Source organism: Arthrobacter sp. AFG20 (genome assembly GCF_002892795.1).
Classification (GTDB): Bacteria; Actinomycetota; Actinomycetes; order Actinomycetales; family Micrococcaceae; genus Arthrobacter.
Map to the genome: position 1 here is coordinate 102,199 of NZ_PJMC01000010.1, position 16,900 is coordinate 119,098.

Here is a 16,900-nt window from a genome sequence, read left to right on the forward strand (position 1 = left end):
AACTCCAAATCGAGGACCAGCGGCGTGGCCGGGGAAGCCCTACTTCCTTGAATTCTAGGGAAATTCTTGAATTACAGGGGTGTAGTTTCCAATGCCTGGAGTGGCTGGCTTCGCCACGGGTGCTGGCCTCGGGTGTTCCTGGACTCCTTGCTCCGCTGACCTTTTCCCTGGATCAGCACGCCGATTTCCATTAACCCGCGATCGTCCGCTAGCATTCAAATGCATCGGGGCGATTGGCGCAGTGGTAGCGCGCTTCGTTCACACCGAAGAGGTCACTGGTTCGAACCCAGTATCGCCCACCGATGGAAAGTCCGTTCAGCCCAGGAGATAGAACTGGGAGGGGCGGGCTTTTCTGTTTCCGCTCTGTTTCCGCACCGAAGTTTCGGTATTCGCATTACTGTCTGACCCCCGTGAAAGAGTCTCACCATGACCGCTCCACTCCTCGCCCACGCCACGGAATATGGCCGCATGTACGCCCGCTCCACCACGGAGCAGTTCACGGTTCCCTCCATTACCACCGTCATTGGGCAGCAGCCCCACGGACTGGACGGCTGGTTTGGCTATATGGGTGCCAGCAGCCTGGCCAAGGATCCCTCGCTGCCGGAGATCCTTGGCAGCCCCGCAAGGGTACGGCAGGCGGTGAACCGTGCGGCCAAGGCGGCCGAAACCTACCGGGACGAGGCCGCGCAGCGCGGGGACCGGGTGCACAACTACTGCGAGCAGGTGGCGCTGCGCGCTCTCGGCCGACCCCACCAGATGAAGGAAGCCCGTGACGCGCTGGCCTCCAACGGCGAGGAAGCCTTTGCCGCCCGCTTCGATGAGTGGTGGGAGTTGTTCCGGGTGGAGCCGATCGCCCCGGAGATCACCGTGTGGAACAAGACGGTGGGATATGCAGGAACACTGGACCTCGTCGCGAGGATCAACGGACGGACCTGCCTCATCGACTACAAGACCAAGGGCACAACGCGTGACGGGCAGGTCAAGCCCTTGGACGACAAGGTGGTCATGCAGCTTGTTGCCGGCATGAAGGCGGAGGAAAGCCTGGTGGATCCTGTGGCAGGGGAGTGGGAGCCATGGCAGCACGGCGATACCCCCGTCCTGCTCGCCGTCGCCATCGGCGAAACCGAGGTGCGGCCTGTCCGCGCCAATCCGGAAGTCCTGAAGCACCACTGGTGGAAGTTCTGTGCCCTGCGGAGGGTGTGGGAAATGTCCGCGGACACCGTCAGCGCCGGACCCGCACTGCTGCCGCTGGCACCGCCTGTGTACTCCTGAGAGCCACTAAACTGGACTGGATCCGTCTACCCGTTCACCGTGAGGAAATGACTGCACATGGCAATTCTGAATATCCGTATCATCGGCGATCCCGTGCTTCGCACGGTTGCCGACCCTGTCACGGATTTCGGGCCCGAGCTGGCCAGGCTCGTTGCCGACATGACCGAAACGATGGAGGACGTGGAGGGTGCAGGCCTTGCCGCGCCACAGATCGGAGTCAGCCTTAGGGTATTCACCTACAGGATCGGCGGCGTTGAAGGCCACGTCATCAACCCGGTGCTGGAAAACAGCGAAGACTTCCAGGCGGACGAAGTTGAGGGTTGCCTCTCCATCCCCGGCCTGGGATTCCCGGTCCGCCGCTACCGCAGCACCCGCGTGACCGGCGTCGACATCAACGGCAACCCCGTCTCGGTGGAGGCGGAGGGCATGCTTGCCCGCTGCTTCCAGCACGAAACCGACCACCTGGACGGCATCCTCTTCACTGACCGGCTCGAAGGCGAGGACCGTAAGGCCGCCCTGCGCTCCATCCGCAACGCCAACTACGACTCCATCACCGAGCAGACCACCGCCAAGCGCGCCAAGACCGTCGGCTCCAGTTTCGGCGGCGGCAGCTTCGGCGCTGCCGGATGAGGGTCCTCTTCGCCGGAACGCCGTCCGTAGCTGTCCCCTCGCTGGATGCACTGGTGGCCGCCGGCTTCGAAATCGTCGCGGTGCTGACCCGGCCGGACGCGTCGGTGGGACGCAAGCGCGTGCTCACGCCGTCGCCCGTTGCTGCCCGGGCGGCCGAGCTCGGCATCGACGTCATCCACGCGTCCCGGGTGGACGCCGCCGTCACCGAACGGATCGCTGAAGCCCGTCCCGACGTAGCGGCGATCGTGGCCTACGGCGGGCTTGTGCCCCGGGCGGCCCTGGACATTCCGCAGCACGGCTGGATCAACCTGCACTTCTCACTGCTGCCGGCCTGGCGCGGTGCGGCTCCCGTGCAGCGGGCCGTCATCGCGGGTGACGCCATCACCGGGGCCGTGACTTTCCAGCTCGAGGAGGGGCTCGACACGGGCCCTGTCATCGGCACGCTGACCGAAGCGGTCGGCCCGGAGGACACCTCCGGGGCATTGCTCGAACGGCTGTCCCACAGTGGCGCCGTCCTGCTCGCCCAGACGCTGTCCGCCGTCGGGTCCGGTGCGGCGTCGCCCCGTCCCCAGCAGGGCGAAGTGACCCTCGCCCCCAAGCTCACTCTCGACGACGGCCGCATTGAATGGTCGGAGCCGGCCCTGTCCGTGGGCCGCCGTGCGCGCGGCGTGACGCCCGAACCGGGAGCTTGGACCACCCTTAATGGCCAGCGGCTGAAGCTTGAGCCGGTGCGGCTGCGTCCCGACGTCACGGATGTTAGGCCGGGGCAACTGGCTTTGGCCGGCAAGAGTGTGCTGGTGGGCACGGGTTCGCACGCCGTCGAACTCACCAAGGTGCAGCCTGCCGGTAAGAAAATGATGGCCGCAGCCGACTGGGCGCGCGGCCAGGCCTCCCTCGAAAGCGTGGTATTGCAATGAGTGACTCCGGCAGAAGTTCTGACCAGCGCCGGGGCGGCGGAGGATCCACCCGCCGCAATGCGCAGGGCAGGGAGCGGAACCGCGGCCCGCAGCGCAGCTTCACCGAGAGCGCCCCGTCGCAGCGCACGCGCCGGGCGGACCCCGCCAGGCTGGTGGCCTTTGAAGTGCTGCGCGCGGTTGCGGCCGAGGACGCCTATGCCAACCTCGTGCTGCCAACGCGCATCCGGCAGCACGGCCTGGACCGGCGCGACGCCGGGTTCGCCACGGAACTGAGCTACGGTGCGCTGCGGAACCAGGGCACCTACGACGCCATCCTCGCCCGCTGCGTGGACAGGCCCCTGGACAAGCTGGATCCGGCTGTCCTGGATGCCCTGCGCATCGGGGTCCACCAGCTGGTGGCAATGCGCGTACCCGCCCACGCGGCCCTGGACCAGACGGTCGGCCTGGCGCGGGCGGTCATCGGCGCGGGTCCGTCCGCCCTGATTAATGCGGTCCTCCGGAAGGTGGCGGCACGCAGCCTGGACGAGTGGCTGGACGAACTGGTTGCGGGCGAGCAGGACGAGACCAGGGTTGCCTCCGTCCGGTACGCCCATCCCGAGTGGATTGTCCGTGCACTGCGGCAGTCGCTGGTGGCCCACGGCCGCCCGGTCGGCGAGATCAATGACCTCCTGGAAGCGGACAACGCGGCCCCCGTGGTCAACCTGGTGGCGCTTCCCGGGCTGGGAAACCTGGACGAGGCCCTGGAGAACGGAGCCGTCCCCGGCGAACTCGTGGAGGGATCCGCCCTTTCCAGCGGCGGTGACCTCGGCCGGCTGGAATCCGTCCGGTCCGGCACCACACGGGTGCAGGACGTCGGTTCCCAGCTGGTGGCCCGGGCTTTGGCCGCGGCCAGCCTCGACGCAGGGCCCAGCCTTGAGACAGGGCGGGACGAAAACGCGGCAGCTGCGGGCGCCGAAACAGGGGAGCGCGGCAATGGGGAAGCCTGGCTCGATCTTTGCGCCGGTCCCGGCGGCAAGGCAGCCCTGCTGGGCGCACTGGCGAACGAACGTGGAGCCACGCTCCTGGCCAACGAGCCCGCCCCGCATCGGGCCAAACTTGTCAGCCAGGCACTGTCCGCTGTTCCGTCGGAGGTCTGGACCGTCAGGACCGGCGATGGCCGGGACGTTGGCTCCGAGCAGCCTGCCGCCTTTGACCGTGTGCTCGTGGACGTGCCGTGCAGCGGACTCGGAGCCCTGCGCCGCCGGCCCGAATCCCGCTGGCGCCGCACGCCGAAGGACCTTGCCGATCTGGGTCCGCTGCAGCGCGAACTGCTGAACTCAGCCCTGGCGGCCGTCCGGCCCGGCGGCGTCGTGGCCTACGTGACCTGCTCACCGCACCCGGCCGAAACCACCGCTGTGGTCAGCGACGCCCTGCGGAAACGCGACGACCTGGAACTTCTGGATGCCGGGAGCGTGCTGGACGCTGTCAGCCTGGGCGGCGGCCTGGGCGCCGGGCATGAGAAGACAGCCCAGCTGTGGCCGCACGTCCACAGCACGGATGCGATGTTCCTCGCCCTCATCCGCCGCAAGCGCTGAGGTACCCGCAAGCGCGTTCCCCGCAAGCGCTGACTTCCCGATCACTGTTTCCACACCCCGGACTTCCGTCCCGCGAAAGGACCCCGCATGACGCAGTGCTGCATCAACCCCAGCATCCTCTCCGCCGACTTCGTGAACCTCGAAGCCGAGCTGCAGAAAATCAGCAACGCTGATTCCGTGCATGTGGACGTGATGGACAACCACTTTGTCCCCAACCTGACCCTGGGACTTCCCGTGGTCCAGCGGATCCAGGCGGTCAGCCCGGTTCCGCTGGACGCCCACCTCATGATTTCCGACGCCGACCGCTGGGCGCCCGGTTATGCGGACGCCGGCCTTGCTTCCGTGACGTTCCACGCCGAGGCATCAATCGCGCCGGTGAAACTGGCCAGGGAGCTGCGGGCCCGGGGTTCGAAGGCCGGGATGGCGCTGCGGCCTGCCACCGCGCTGGAGCCCTATCTGGACATGCTTTCGGAGCTGGACATGCTCCTGATCATGACGGTGGAGCCCGGCTTTGGCGGCCAGGCGTTTCTCGACCTCACGCTGCCCAAGATCCGCCGTGCCCGCGCCGCGATCGAGGGATCCGGCGTGAACGTCGCCATCCAGGTTGATGGCGGCATCACCGAGGAAACCATCGTCCGTGCCGCGGAAGCCGGGGCCAACGTCTTCGTCGCCGGGTCCGCAGTGTACGGCGCCGCGGATCCGTCCGGCGCCATCGACCGGCTGCGCAAGGCCGGCAGCCTTTAGCGTTCGGTCCACAGGAGCCCAAGCCAGGAGCCAGCCGTAGCGGCCCCGCAGGCCCGCATGACGGCCGCATGACGGTTTGTAGCGGGAATAGCCTGGGCACCGGCCGAGTTGTGTCAGAATAGCAACACACAATACGTGCTCCGGGGTCGGTGTAAGTCCGAACCGGCGGTGACAGTCCGCGACCCGCGAGCCGGTGTTTCCTTTATGGAGGCCCGGCGGACGGTTGAACTGGTGAAATTCCGGTACCGACAGTTAAAGTCTGGATGAGAGAAGCACGTACAGCTGTACTTGTGGCGTTCCAGAACGCCGCTGCGTTTCGCTGTCGTATACCCCCGGAGCAGTCTCGGCTCTTGAGGGAAGGAACGACACACGCGCATGGACATCCTGCGTTGGCTCTTCGAGGCACAGATACCCGTGGGCGGATCAGTGCTCATTCTCCGCGAAGTGCTGGGAAACATCTTCGGCCTGGCCAGTGCCCTCGGCGGCATGCGGCGCAAGGTCTGGGCCTGGCCGGTGGGCATCGCCGGCAACCTTCTTCTGCTGACGGTCTTTTTGGGCAACGTCTTCGGCTCCGCGACGCCGGCCACTCTCTGGGGCCAGGCCGGGCGGCAGGTCATGTTCATCACCGTGGCCGTCTATGGCTGGCAGCGCTGGCAGCAGAGCCGCCGTGCGTCAGGAACGTCGACGGCGATCGCACCCGCGTGGGCCAGCGCCAGGACCCGGGTGGCTCTGGTACTCGCGCTCGTGGCCGGCACCGCTGCCCTCACCCCGCTCTTCGACTCCCTGGGCTCCTACCCGCCGGTGTGGGCTGACGCCTGGACGTTTATGGGCTCGCTCCTTGCCACCTACGGCATGGCCCGAGGCTGGACCGAGTTCTGGCTGATCTGGGTTGCCGTGGACGTGGTGGGCGTTCCGCTGCTCTTCAGCGCCGGATACTTCGCCAGCGCCTTCATGTATCTTTTCTACGGCTTCTTCACCCTTGCCGGCTTCATCGTCTGGTGGCGGGCCTCCCGGGCCCAGACTCAGGCGGCCCCCTCCACCGTCAAGGTTGAGAGCGCCTTCCCGGATCCGGCGGTGTCCAAGTGACGGCTGCCCAGAAGCCGGTATCGGCCTTTACCGCCGCTGAAACAGCCGCCATGGACACAGCCCTGGAAGCCGCCCTGCAGGGCCCCCGGGGTGCCAATCCGTTGGTGGGCGCCGTCGTCGTCGGACCTGACGGAAGCCAGCTGGCGACGGGATACCACCGCGGTGCCGGCACCGCGCACGCCGAAGCCGATGCGATAGCGGCGGCGGCCAGCACCGGCGTCGACCTTCACGGGTCCACCATGGTGGTCACCCTGGAGCCGTGCAACCACGTGGGCCGCACGGGACCGTGCGCCCAAGCCATTATCGACGCCGGGATAGCGAACGTCGTGTACGCCGTCGACGACCCCCACGACCCCGCCGCGGGCGGAGCCGCCACCCTGCGGGCGGCGGGAGTCAGCGTGCGCAGCGGACTGGCCGCCGAACGTGCGCTGGAGCTGAACCGGCGCTGGTTCCAGGCCGTCGACGCCAAGCGCCCCTTCGTCACCCTGCACATCGCCCAAACCCTGGACAGCCGGATCGCGGCCGAGGACGGAACCAGCCAGTGGATCTCCAGCCCGGAGTCGCTGGCGGACAACCACGGCATCCGGAGCCGGATCGACGCCATCCTGGTTGGAACGCAGACCGTGCTCGTGGACAACCCCCGCCTGACAGCCCGCGACGCCAACGGTGACGCCACCGGAAAGCAGCCGCTGCGCGCCGTTATGGGACTTCGCGACGTACCTGAAGAGGCCGCCGTGCGCGGCGACGACGGCAACGTCCTGCACCTGCCCACACGGGACCCGCACGAGGCCCTGGCCATGCTGTTCGCCGCGGGCACCCGGCACGTCATGGTGGAGGGTGGATCGAGGATCCTCAGCGCCTTCCTGGCCGAGGGCCTCGTGGATGAACTCATCGTCTACCTGGCCCCCACGCTGCTGGGTTCCGGTACGCCGGCCCTCAACGGCCTCGGCATCGGAACGCTGGCGGAGGCGCAGCGCTGGGAATGGGATGCCGCGTCCGGCGGCGCGGTCCAGTTCCTCGGCAGGGATCTTCGCCTGCACCTGCGCCCGGAGGAAGCGGCCGTATCCCAGGACTTGCCCGCAGCGGCACAGGCAACATCAACACAATCGACATCAACACAATCATCGTCAACCGATTCACTACCTGTCCGCACAGCAGCGGGCACAGCCATGGGAGGCTACTGATGTTCACCGGAATTATCGCCGAACAGGGAAAGGTCCTGTCCGTGGACCGGAACGGGGACTCAAGCGCAACGCTGCGCCTGCACGCCCCCGGAACCGCTGACGGGCTCCCGCTGGGCGGCTCCATCGCCGTCAACGGCGTCTGCCTCACCGCCACGGCCATCGACGGCAAGGACTTCAGCGTCGACGTCATGGGCGAAACCCTCATCCGCAGCACCATCGGCGAGCTTGCGGCGGGCGACCCCGTCAACCTGGAACGCTGCGTCCCCGCCGGCGGGCGCCTTGACGGCCACGTGGTCCAGGGCCACGTGGACGGCGTCGGCGAACTGCTCGAACGCGAGCCGCAGGGAAACTGGGAACGGCTCCGGTTCGGCGTGCCCCAGCGGCTTGCGCGCTACATCGCGGAAAAGGGGTCCATCGCCATCGACGGCGTCTCCCTCACCATCACCGAGGTCAGCCCGGCAGCCGAGGCGGCGCCGTGGTTCGAGGTGGGGCTTATCCCCACGACCCTGGCCGACACTGGCCTTGGAGCCAAGCCGACGGGCAGCAGGGTGAACCTCGAAGTGGACGTGCTGGCCAAGTACACCGAGCGGCTGCTTGCTTTCCGCGCTGCAGGTGCGGAATTCGCGCACGGCACGGAGTTCGGCTCGGAAGATTCGGAGGTTCAGCGGTGAACGGCACGGCAAAGCTCGACGCGGCGGTTTCCGGCGCCCTGACCTCCGTCGACCTGGCCCTGGACCCGATTGAGGACGCTGTCCGCGCCATGGCGGCCGGCCGGCCGGTCCTGGTAGTGGACAACGAGGACCGGGAGAACGAAGGCGACATTATCTTCGCCGCCCAGCACGCTACGCCGGCGCTCATGGGCTGGACCATCCGGTACAGCTCCGGCGTCATCTGCGTGCCGCTCGACGGTGCCCGGGCGGACGCGTTGGAACTGCCGCCCATGGTGGAGGTCAACCAGGATTCGAAGGGCACGGCCTACACGGTCTCCTGCGACGCCGCCACCGGCGTGAGCACCGGCATCTCCGCCACGGACCGGGCCCTGACCGCCCGCGTCATCGCCGATCCCCAGAGCGGCCCGGACACGCTGACCCGTCCCGGGCATATTTTTCCGCTGCGGGCCGTTAATGGGGGAGTGCGTGAACGCCCCGGCCACACCGAAGCGGCCGTCGACCTCTGCCGGCTCGCCGGCCTGGAGCCGGTGGGCGTGATCGCCGAAGTGGTGTACGACGACGGTGAAATGATGCGGCTGGACGGACTCCGGGTTTTCGCTGCCGAGCACGGCTGCCCCTTGATCTCGATTGAGGACCTGGTTGCCTATCTGGGAGCTGGCCACCGTGTATCTTCACAGGAGAGCAGTTTGGAAGTCAGTCCGGCCGGAGAAGGGGAAACACGATGACGGCATCTCAAGCAGTGGAACCGGGCAGCAACGGCCGGTCGCCGCATCCGGTGAGCAAAGGACCTGTGGTGCAGCTGCCCACGGCGTTCGGTAGTTTCGTGTCGCAGGCCTGGACGGACCTGGTGACCGGCGCCGAACACCTGGCCGTCAGCTCCCCGAATCCGCCCAGGGACGGGAAGGCGCCCCTGGTGCGCCTGCATTCGGAATGCCTCACAGGCGATGTTTTTGGCTCCTACCGCTGCGACTGCGGCGAGCAGCTCGCCTACGCCCTGGAGCTGATCGCCGAGAACGGCGGCACGCTGCTGTACCTGCGCGGCCAGGAAGGCCGGGGGATCGGGCTGGCCAACAAGATCAAGGCCTACGCCCTGCAGGAGGCCGGGTTCGACACCGTCGAGGCCAACGAACAGCTGGGACTGCCCGTGGATGCCCGCTGCTACAAGGCTGCGGCGCAGATCCTGGCCGAGATGGGCCTGCACGAGATCCGGCTGCTGAGCAACAACCCGGACAAGCAGAACCGCCTGGCCACGGCCGGCGTGAAGGTCGTCGAGATGGTGCCCACAGAAGTGCCGTCCCGCGAACAGAACCTCCGGTACCTGCAGACCAAGAAGGACCGCATGGACCACCTGCTGACCCTCGACACCGAGACCGCGGGCATGCCCCGCACCGGCACTGACACTTTTGACCTCGAACAAGACTGAACGGATTACGAAGACTTTATGAGCGGACACGGCGCACCCCAGATTGACCTCACCACCCTCGACCCCGCTGAAACCTCGCAGTTAAAGCTGGCGATCGTGGCGGCAAGCTGGCACACGCAGATCATGGACGGCCTCCTCGACGGCGCCCTGCGGGCTGCCAAGGACGCCGGCATCAACGAGCCGACGGTGCTGCGCGTACCTGGCAGTTTTGAGCTTCCGGTCGCTGCCGCGCGGCTGGCACCGCACTTTGACGCCGTCGTCGCCCTCGGCGTCGTCATCCGCGGCGGGACGCCGCACTTTGACTACGTCTGCCAGGCCGCGACGTCGGGACTTACCGACGTGAGCGTCAACACCGGCGTGCCCGTGGGGTTCGGGGTGCTCACCTGCGACACCGAAGAGCAGGGGCTGGACCGGGCAGGACTGCCCGGTTCGTCGGAGGACAAGGGGCATGAGGCCGTTACGGCCGCATTGTCCACGGCGCTGTTGCTCAAGAACTACTGAGACGGCTGGCGGGGGATGCGGGCTTGTGTCATCGCTCACATCCCCGCCGTCATGGAACTGCCCGACAGGCGGGCCCCCGCCCCGAGCAAGTAGGCTGGAGGGCGTGAAGAATTTCGAGACGCTGTTCGCAGAACTGAGCGAGAAGGCAGCGACCCGCCCCGAGGGCTCCCGTACCGTTGCTGAATTGGAGTCGGGAATCCACGGCATCGGCAAGAAAGTCGTGGAGGAAGCGGCCGAAGTCTGGATGGCAGCCGAGTACGAATCCGACGAAGCCGCCGCCGAGGAGATCTCGCAACTCCTGTACCACCTGCAGGTCCTGATGCTGGCCAAGGGACTCAGCCTGGAAGACGTCTACAAGCATCTCTAGCCGCCTCTGCGTGGCCCCGCTTGCCTGACACAACCTTCCAAACCAGAAAGACCTCCTAATGCTGCGTGTAGCCGTACCCAACAAGGGATCCCTGTCCGAAGCCGCCTCCGCGATGCTGTCCGAGGCGGGCTACCGCCAGCGCCGGGACAGCCGTGAGCTGGTCATGGTGGACCCCGACAACGACATCGAGTTCTTCTTCCTCCGCCCCCGGGACATCGCCGTTTACGTCGGGCAGGGAACGCTCGACGTCGGGATCACCGGCCGTGACCTCCTGCTGGACGCGCAGGTGGAGGCTGAGGAACTGCTTCCTCTCGGCTTCGCCGCCTCAACGTTCCGCTTCGCCGGGCCGATCGGCGACTTCCGCACGGTAGATGAGCTCGAGGGCAAGCGCCTTGCCACGAGCTACGACGGGCTGCTGCGCGATTACCTGGCGGAGCGCGGCATCAAGGCGAAGGTGGTCCGGCTGGATGGCGCCGTGGAATCCTCCGTGCGTCTCGGCGTCGCGGATGCCATTGCCGACGTCGTGGAAACGGGCAACACCCTCAAGGCCGCCGGCATGGAAATCTTCGGGGATCCGATCCTGAAATCCGAGGCCGTCCTCATCCGCCGCGCCGGCGAAGGCGGGGCCGCCAACGGCACGGCCAAGGAGATCGAGGTCCTGATCCGCCGCCTGCAGGGTGTGCTGGTGGCGCGGCAGTACGTGCTCATGGACTACGACATCCGCAAGGAGCTCGTGGAGCAGGCCGCCGGCCTTACGCCCGGCCTGGAATCACCCACCGTCTCGCCGCTGCGCGATTCCGAGTGGGTGGCCGTCCGCTCCATGGTGCCCAAGAAGGAAACCAACCGGATCATGGACGAGCTGTACGACCTCGGGGCCCGCGCCATCCTGGTCAGCAGCATCCACGCCTGCCGGATCTGACCCGGTTTCCCCCAGACAGCACACCCCAGCAGCACAACAGGAGAAGTCATGGCTGTAGCCGTCCGCGTTATCCCCTGCCTGGATGTTGATGCCGGCCGCGTGGTCAAGGGCATCAATTTCGAAGGCCTTCGAGACGCAGGGGACCCCGTGGAACTGGCGCACCGTTACGACAACGCCGGCGCCGACGAGCTCACGTTCCTCGATGTGACCGCGTCCTCCGGCAACCGGGAGACCACGTTCGACGTCGTCCGCCGCACCGCGGAGGAAGTGTTCATCCCGCTCACCGTCGGCGGCGGCGTCCGCGGCGTTGCCGAGGTGGACAAGCTGCTGCGCTTCGGAGCCGACAAGGCCTCCATCAACACCGCCGCCGTGGCCCGCCCCGACGTCATCGACGAAATCACCCGGCACTTTGGTTCCCAGGTGCTGGTGCTGTCCGTGGACGCCCGGCGGGTCCGCGCCGGATCCCAGCCCACGCCGTCGGGCTTTGAAGTGACCACCCACGGTGGCCGGCAGGGCACAGGAATTGACGCCATTGCCTGGGCCAAGGAAGCGGCGGACCGCGGGGTCGGTGAGATCCTGTTGAACTCGATCGACGCCGACGGCACCAAGGACGGCTTTGACCTTGAGCTCATCCGGCTGGTCCGGTCCGCGGTCAAGGTTCCGATCATCGCCTCCGGCGGCGCCGGGGAACCTGCGCACTTTCCGCCCGCCGTCCAGGCCGGAGCGGACGCCGTCCTGGCCGCCTCGATCTTCCACTGGGGCCCGGACGACATGATGTCCCAGGTCAAGACCGCAATCCGCGACGCCGGCTTCGAGGTCCGCTAAGCGTTAAAGCCCTACTTCGGCTGACTGGAGGAGGGCGACAGCGTCCGGCTGGCCTTCGAAAGTCACCAGCGCATGGCGGGTGCGGCCGTGGGCGTGCATCAGCAGCTCACCGGGTTCCCCCACGATAGCCACGGACACAGGCGCGCGCTTGGCGACGTGCCTGGGGCCCGAGGGGCTGACCAGGACGATGCCGAGGTCCACGCCGCGATAGAGGATAGCTGCCCGCTTGACGAGCTCATCCCACAGTGCGTCCGAATATTCCTCGTCGAGGGCACGGGGGGCCCAGCGGTCAACCGCCCGCCGGATGTCCTCGGTGTGGACGAAGTATTCGATGAGGTTGGAGCTCTCATCCAGCGCCTTGATCTTCATGGGCGAGAATGCGGGCGGTCCGGCGCGGAAGGAGTTCACGAGCTTGGCATACTCGTCGGCGGTCCGGAGCTTTCCGGCGAGGCGGGCGGTTGCCTTATCCGAGGCCTTGGACAGGCTCTTGATGATCAGGCCCAGCCCGACGGCGGCTTTCCGCTCCCGCAGGTACAGGTGCGCTGCGAGGTCCCTGGTTTGCCAGCCCTTGCAGAGCGTGGGGGAGTCAGGGCCGGCCGCCAGCAGGGTCTCGGCCAGGACTTCTCGGGACGGATCGACGAAATGCATCACTTGGAAAACTAGCACGTCCCCGGGAGAGTTGCGCAGTCTGTTGATCCAGGTGAATTTGTGCCGTTCTACACAGGGGCGGGCAGGTGACAGGGGCCCTCGTGCCAGCGTCCCGGTGGGGGCACTAGACTTGACGTGATGTCTGAGCAGCCTGCCCCCAGCCCCGCCCCCGCCCCAACGGCCGGTGCCCCTTCGTCCAACGCCGGCGAAAGCCTCCTGCCCGGAAGCCCCCTTCCGGCCGGGATTGCCTCGGCACTGAAGCGCGATGGCGCCGGACTTGTGGCTGCCATCGTGCAGCAGTTCGATACCAATGAGGTCCTCATGCTGGGCTGGATGGACGACGAAGCCCTGAACCGGACCATGACCACCGGCCGCGTGACTTTCTACTCGCGCTCCCGCCAGGAGTATTGGCGCAAGGGTGACACGTCCGGCCACGTGCAGTGGGTCAAGTCGGTGGCCCTGGACTGCGACGGCGATGCCCTCCTCGTGCGGGTGGACCAGGTGGGCGCAGCATGCCACACCGGTACCCGGACCTGCTTCGACGGCCGGGCCTTCGACGTTGTGGCAGGTCCGGCCAGCTAGCGGCCGAAGCTCTTTCCCCAACGGCCCAACACTCAACAGGCACTATCCAAGAACAGACGGAGAACCAATAGCAATGCAGGACCTCGGAATCATCAGCCCTGGCCTCGAAGAATTCCGGGAACTCGCCGCCCACAGCCGCGTCATCCCTGTCCGGCTGAAGGTGCTGGCGGATGCCGAAACGCCGATCGGGCTGTACCGGAAACTTGCGCAGGGCCAGCCGGGCACGTTCCTTATGGAGTCGGCGGCTGTCGGCGGTGCCTGGTCCCGTTATTCCTTCATTGGTTCCCGGTCCCGCGCCACGCTGACCACCAAGGACGGGCAGGCGCACTGGCTGGGCGAGCCGCCGGCCGGGGTGCCCGTGGACGGAAATCCCGTTGATGCCATCCGCGACACCATCGAGGCGCTGCGCACTGACCGGTTCGAAGGGCTTCCTCCGTTCACCTCCGGGCTGGTGGGCTTCCTGGGCTGGGAGACGGTCCGCCACTGGGAAAAGCTGACGAGCCCGCCCGAGGACGACCTGCAGCTTCCGGAGCTGGCCCTGAACCTCGTCACCGACATGGCTGTCCACGACAACATGGACGGCACTGTGCTGCTGATCGCCAACGCCATCAACTTCGACAACAGCTCCGAGCGCGTGGACGAGGCATGGCATGACGCTGTCGCCCGGGTGAAGGAACTGCTGGCAGGCATCAGCACCCCGGTGGTCCAGCCGGTGTCCGTGCTGGAGCCGGCGGCCCTCGATTTTGCCGCGAGCGTCCAGGAGCGCTGGCACGAGCCCGACTACCTCGCCGCCCTCGACCGCGGCAAGGAGGCGATCGTGGACGGCGAAGTCTTCCAGGTGGTCATTTCCCGCCGCTTCGAGATGGAGTGCGGGGCGTCGCCGCTGGACGTCTACCGGGTGCTGCGCAACACCAACCCGAGCCCGTACATGTACATCTTCAGCCTCGAGGACGCCGCCGGCCGCCAGTATTCGATCGTCGGCTCGTCGCCGGAGGCGCTGGTGACCGTCACCGGCGAGGACGTCATCACCCACCCGATTGCGGGGTCCCGCCCGCGCGGCAAGACCGTGGACGCGGACAAGGCGATGGCGGAGGAACTCCTCGCGGACCAGAAGGAGCGGGCGGAGCACCTCATGCTGGTGGACCTGTCCCGGAACGACCTGTCGAAGGTCTGCGTGGCGGGTTCCGTGGACGTCACCCAGTTCATGGAGGTGGAGCGTTTCAGCCACATCATGCACCTGGTCTCCACCGTCGTCGGACGCCTGGCTCCCACCGCCAAGGCCTATGACGTCCTGAAGGCCACCTTCCCGGCCGGAACCCTCTCCGGCGCCCCGAAGCCCCGCGCCCTGCGCCTCCTGGACGAACTCGAGCCCCACCGGCGCGGCATCTACGGGGGAGTCGTGGGCTACCTGGACTTTGCCGGCGACATGGACATGGCCATCGCCATCCGCTCCGCGCTTCTGCGCGAGGGACGCGCCTACGTCCAGGCCGGCGGCGGCATCGTGGCGGATTCGAGCAACCCGGCCGAGGCGCAGGAAACCGTCAACAAGGCGGCGGCCCCGCTGCGGGCTGTGCACACGGCGGGTTCGCTGCACAACATCACTTCGGATTCCGTCACCGAGGCAAACTCCTGATGGCGGTACCCGCAGGATCCGCCACCCCGGCCATAGCGCGCGGCGCGGTGCCGGGCTGGGCCCGCAAGTCCACGGTGGTGCTGCTGATCGCGGCCCTGGCGCTGGCGGTCTTCGGCACCACCACGCAGACCTGGCTGACGGTCCATCTCGACCCCCAGCAGCTGGGCCAGGCCGCCGGAAGCGAAGGCGGCCTCCAGGTCCAGGGCAGCAAAGCCGCCACCACGGTCACGGCCCTGGCCCTCGTCGCACTGGCGGGCGGACTGGCGGCTTCCATCGCCGGGAAAATCGCACGCTGGGTCACCACGGCCATCATCGTGCTGGCGGCCGCCGGCATCATCGCCGCTGCCGCCACGGTCCTCGCTGATCCCCTCGCCGCAGCCCAGGGATCCATCGCCGCGGCCACCGGCGTTTCGGGTGGCAGCGCGGACGTGAGCGTCAGTGCCTTCCCGGTGCTGGCCGTCGTCGCAGGTTCCCTGCTGGCCGCCGCCGGCCTGCTGGTGGTTCCGGCGGGGCGGTACTGGAAGTCCCGCACCAAGTACGACGCCGCCGCGGCGGGTCCCGCAGCCAGCCAGAGCGGGCCGGTGGACGAGATCGACAGCTGGGACAGGCTCTCCCGGGGCGACGACCCCACCTGAGCGGCGGGTCACGCAGCCACGCGCCCCGGCCGCGATGCCGAAGGCCGCGGCAAAAAATGGCAGAATGTAAGCAGTATTGATCCTGAGGAGATTCACATGAGCAAAGCCACTGTTTCCGGTACCAAGCCCGCTGCCCCCAAGGAGCACCACGGCATCGACCACAGCATCGACCTGGGCCACGGCAACAGCCCGGCCGCCTGGACCTGCGTGATCGTCATGCTCATCGGCGCCCTCATCGCCTCCATCGCGTTCGTCATTGCCAGCAGCCCGATCTTCTGGGCCGGCATCGCCGTCATGATTCTCGGCCTGCTGGCCGGCTTCATCATGCGCAAGGCCGGCTACGGCGTCGGCGGCAGCAAGATCAAGAACAGCCACTAACGGTGACGGTTCTCGACGACATCAACGCCGGTGTCAGGGAGGACATGGAGGATCGGAAGCGCCTCGTGTCCCTCGCGGAGCTGAAGGACCGCGCCCTGGCGGCGGCTCCTGCCCGGGACGCCTGGGCTGCCCTCGGCGGCACGTCCGCGGACCGCGGCGAGCTCAAGGTCATCGCCGAGATCAAGCGCCGCAGCCCTTCCAAGGGCGACCTCGCCAGCATCGCGGACCCCGCGTCGCTGGCCGTACAGTACGCCGACGGCGGAGCCGCGGTGATCAGCGTGCTCACCGAGCAGCGACGTTTCAACGGTTCGTTGGCTGACCTGGATGCCGTGCGCGCCCGGGTGGACGTCCCGCTGCTGCGCAAGGACTTCACCCTGGACGAGTACCAGATCTGGGAAGCCCGTGCCCACGGCGCGGACCTCATCCTCCTGATCGTGGCAGCCCTGTCCGACCAGCAGCTGCGTGAATTCAGCGCCCTGAGCCGTGAGCTCGGCATGAACGTGCTGGTGGAAACGCACACGCCGGAGGAAGTCGAGCGCGCCGTGGCTGCCGACGCCCGGATCATCGGCGTCAACGTGCGCAACCTCAAGACGCTCGACGTCGACCGCTCCCTTTTCGCCTCGCTCGCCGGCAGCATTCCGGTCGGTGCCGTGGTGGTGGCGGAGTCGGGCGTTCGGAACGCCGACGACGTCGCGCACTACGCGGCGCACGGCGCCAACGCCATCCTCGTGGGGGAGGCGCTCGTCAGCGACGCCACCCCGCGTGAACGCATCGCGGAGTTCACGGCGGCCGGGGCCGCGGCCATCGCCGCCCGGGCCTGAGCTCCCACCCAACCGTGGCGCCATCCGTCCGCACGACATGCGGGCAGATGGCGCCTGACATCAATAAGAAAAAGTGAACAGGATGGTGAG

20 protein-coding genes, 1 tRNA gene and 1 riboswitch are annotated in these 16,900 nt (G+C 67.5%); of the genes, 20 read left to right on the forward strand and 1 reads right to left on the reverse strand.

Going from position 1 to position 16,900, the window contains the following annotated elements; genetic code table 11:
* Positions 1-227 precede the first annotated feature (227 nt).
* The 15 genes from CXZ05_RS13370 (at position 228) to hisF (ending at position 12,113) form a co-directional block, all read left to right on the forward strand.
* Positions 228-299: transfer RNA gene (locus tag CXZ05_RS13370), tRNA-Val, on the forward strand.
* 127 nt (positions 300-426) lie between these two features.
* Complete coding sequence (locus tag CXZ05_RS13375; RefSeq protein ID WP_102973077.1) at positions 427-1,272, forward strand: cytochrome; 846 nt, start codon at positions 427-429, stop codon at positions 1,270-1,272.
* Positions 1,273-1,329: 57 nt separating this feature from the next.
* Positions 1,330-1,902, forward strand: coding sequence for a peptide deformylase (def, locus tag CXZ05_RS13380; protein WP_102973078.1), 573 nt, complete (start codon positions 1,330-1,332; stop codon positions 1,900-1,902).
* Positions 1,899-2,819: a methionyl-tRNA formyltransferase gene (gene fmt, locus CXZ05_RS13385; protein ID WP_102973079.1), complete on the forward strand. Its 921-nt coding sequence runs from the start codon at positions 1,899-1,901 to the stop codon at positions 2,817-2,819. The genes def and fmt overlap by 4 nt, the downstream gene beginning before the upstream one ends.
* Positions 2,816-4,393, forward strand: a complete 1,578-nt coding sequence (locus CXZ05_RS13390; protein WP_102973080.1) for an RsmB/NOP family class I SAM-dependent RNA methyltransferase — start codon at positions 2,816-2,818, stop codon at positions 4,391-4,393. Before fmt ends, CXZ05_RS13390 begins: the two co-directional genes overlap by 4 nt.
* Before the next feature lie 87 nt (positions 4,394-4,480).
* A complete protein-coding gene (rpe, locus tag CXZ05_RS13395) occupies positions 4,481-5,137 on the forward strand; it encodes a ribulose-phosphate 3-epimerase (protein WP_102973081.1) in 657 nt (218 codons plus the stop codon).
* 131 nt (positions 5,138-5,268) lie between these two features.
* Positions 5,269-5,417: riboswitch (FMN riboswitch) on the forward strand.
* Positions 5,418-5,512: 95 nt separating this feature from the next.
* Positions 5,513-6,223 (forward strand): nicotinamide riboside transporter PnuC, encoded by a 711-nt coding sequence (gene pnuC, locus CXZ05_RS13400; RefSeq protein WP_102973082.1) that lies wholly within the window; start codon positions 5,513-5,515, stop codon positions 6,221-6,223.
* A 50-nt stretch (positions 6,224-6,273) separates the two neighbouring features.
* Positions 6,274-7,407, forward strand: a complete 1,134-nt coding sequence (gene ribD / locus CXZ05_RS13405) for a bifunctional diaminohydroxyphosphoribosylaminopyrimidine deaminase/5-amino-6-(5-phosphoribosylamino)uracil reductase RibD (RefSeq protein ID WP_258006582.1) — start codon at positions 6,274-6,276, stop codon at positions 7,405-7,407.
* Positions 7,407-8,078, forward strand: coding sequence for a riboflavin synthase (locus CXZ05_RS13410; RefSeq protein ID WP_102973084.1), 672 nt, complete (start codon positions 7,407-7,409; stop codon positions 8,076-8,078). The genes ribD and CXZ05_RS13410 overlap by 1 nt, the downstream gene beginning before the upstream one ends.
* A gap of 38 nt (positions 8,079-8,116) precedes the next feature.
* A complete protein-coding gene (gene ribB / locus CXZ05_RS13415; protein WP_258006585.1) occupies positions 8,117-8,803 on the forward strand; it encodes a 3,4-dihydroxy-2-butanone-4-phosphate synthase in 687 nt (228 codons plus the stop codon).
* Positions 8,800-9,501, forward strand: a complete 702-nt coding sequence (gene ribA, locus CXZ05_RS13420) for a GTP cyclohydrolase II (protein WP_102973086.1) — start codon at positions 8,800-8,802, stop codon at positions 9,499-9,501. The genes ribB and ribA overlap by 4 nt, the downstream gene beginning before the upstream one ends.
* A gap of 18 nt (positions 9,502-9,519) precedes the next feature.
* On the forward strand, positions 9,520-10,002 hold the full coding sequence (gene ribH / locus CXZ05_RS13425) for a 6,7-dimethyl-8-ribityllumazine synthase (protein WP_102973087.1): 483 nt from the start codon (positions 9,520-9,522) through the stop codon (positions 10,000-10,002).
* 103 nt (positions 10,003-10,105) lie between these two features.
* Positions 10,106-10,369 carry a phosphoribosyl-ATP diphosphatase gene (locus tag CXZ05_RS13430; RefSeq protein WP_003801526.1) on the forward strand — a complete coding sequence of 88 codons (264 nt, stop codon included), beginning with the start codon at positions 10,106-10,108 and terminating at the stop codon, positions 10,367-10,369.
* A gap of 58 nt (positions 10,370-10,427) precedes the next feature.
* Positions 10,428-11,288: an ATP phosphoribosyltransferase gene (hisG, locus tag CXZ05_RS13435; protein WP_102973088.1), complete on the forward strand. Its 861-nt coding sequence runs from the start codon at positions 10,428-10,430 to the stop codon at positions 11,286-11,288.
* 48 nt (positions 11,289-11,336) lie between these two features.
* A complete protein-coding gene (gene hisF, locus CXZ05_RS13440) occupies positions 11,337-12,113 on the forward strand; it encodes an imidazole glycerol phosphate synthase subunit HisF (protein WP_102973089.1) in 777 nt (258 codons plus the stop codon).
* 3 nt (positions 12,114-12,116) lie between these two features.
* Here hisF and CXZ05_RS13445 read toward each other — a convergent pair whose 3' ends face one another.
* The gene (locus CXZ05_RS13445; RefSeq protein WP_102973121.1) at positions 12,117-12,761 is read right to left on the reverse strand and encodes a TIGR03085 family metal-binding protein; all 645 of its coding nucleotides are present in this window, start codon (positions 12,759-12,761) and stop codon (positions 12,117-12,119) included.
* A 138-nt stretch (positions 12,762-12,899) separates the two neighbouring features.
* On the opposite strand from CXZ05_RS13445, the gene hisI reads away from it, so the two are divergent.
* The 5 genes from hisI (at position 12,900) to trpC (ending at position 16,810) form a co-directional block, all read left to right on the forward strand.
* The gene (hisI, locus tag CXZ05_RS13450) at positions 12,900-13,343 is read left to right on the forward strand and encodes a phosphoribosyl-AMP cyclohydrolase (protein ID WP_102973090.1); all 444 of its coding nucleotides are present in this window, start codon (positions 12,900-12,902) and stop codon (positions 13,341-13,343) included.
* 73 nt (positions 13,344-13,416) lie between these two features.
* Positions 13,417-14,976 (forward strand): anthranilate synthase component I, encoded by a 1,560-nt coding sequence (locus CXZ05_RS13455; protein WP_102973091.1) that lies wholly within the window; start codon positions 13,417-13,419, stop codon positions 14,974-14,976.
* Positions 14,976-15,611: a Trp biosynthesis-associated membrane protein gene (locus CXZ05_RS13460; protein ID WP_102973092.1), complete on the forward strand. Its 636-nt coding sequence runs from the start codon at positions 14,976-14,978 to the stop codon at positions 15,609-15,611. The genes CXZ05_RS13455 and CXZ05_RS13460 overlap by 1 nt, the downstream gene beginning before the upstream one ends.
* A gap of 96 nt (positions 15,612-15,707) precedes the next feature.
* On the forward strand, positions 15,708-15,989 hold the full coding sequence (locus CXZ05_RS13465; RefSeq protein ID WP_102973093.1) for an HGxxPAAW family protein: 282 nt from the start codon (positions 15,708-15,710) through the stop codon (positions 15,987-15,989).
* 2 nt (positions 15,990-15,991) lie between these two features.
* Positions 15,992-16,810, forward strand: a complete 819-nt coding sequence (trpC, locus tag CXZ05_RS13470; RefSeq protein WP_102973094.1) for an indole-3-glycerol phosphate synthase TrpC — start codon at positions 15,992-15,994, stop codon at positions 16,808-16,810.
* Positions 16,811-16,900: the final 90 nt, after the last annotated feature.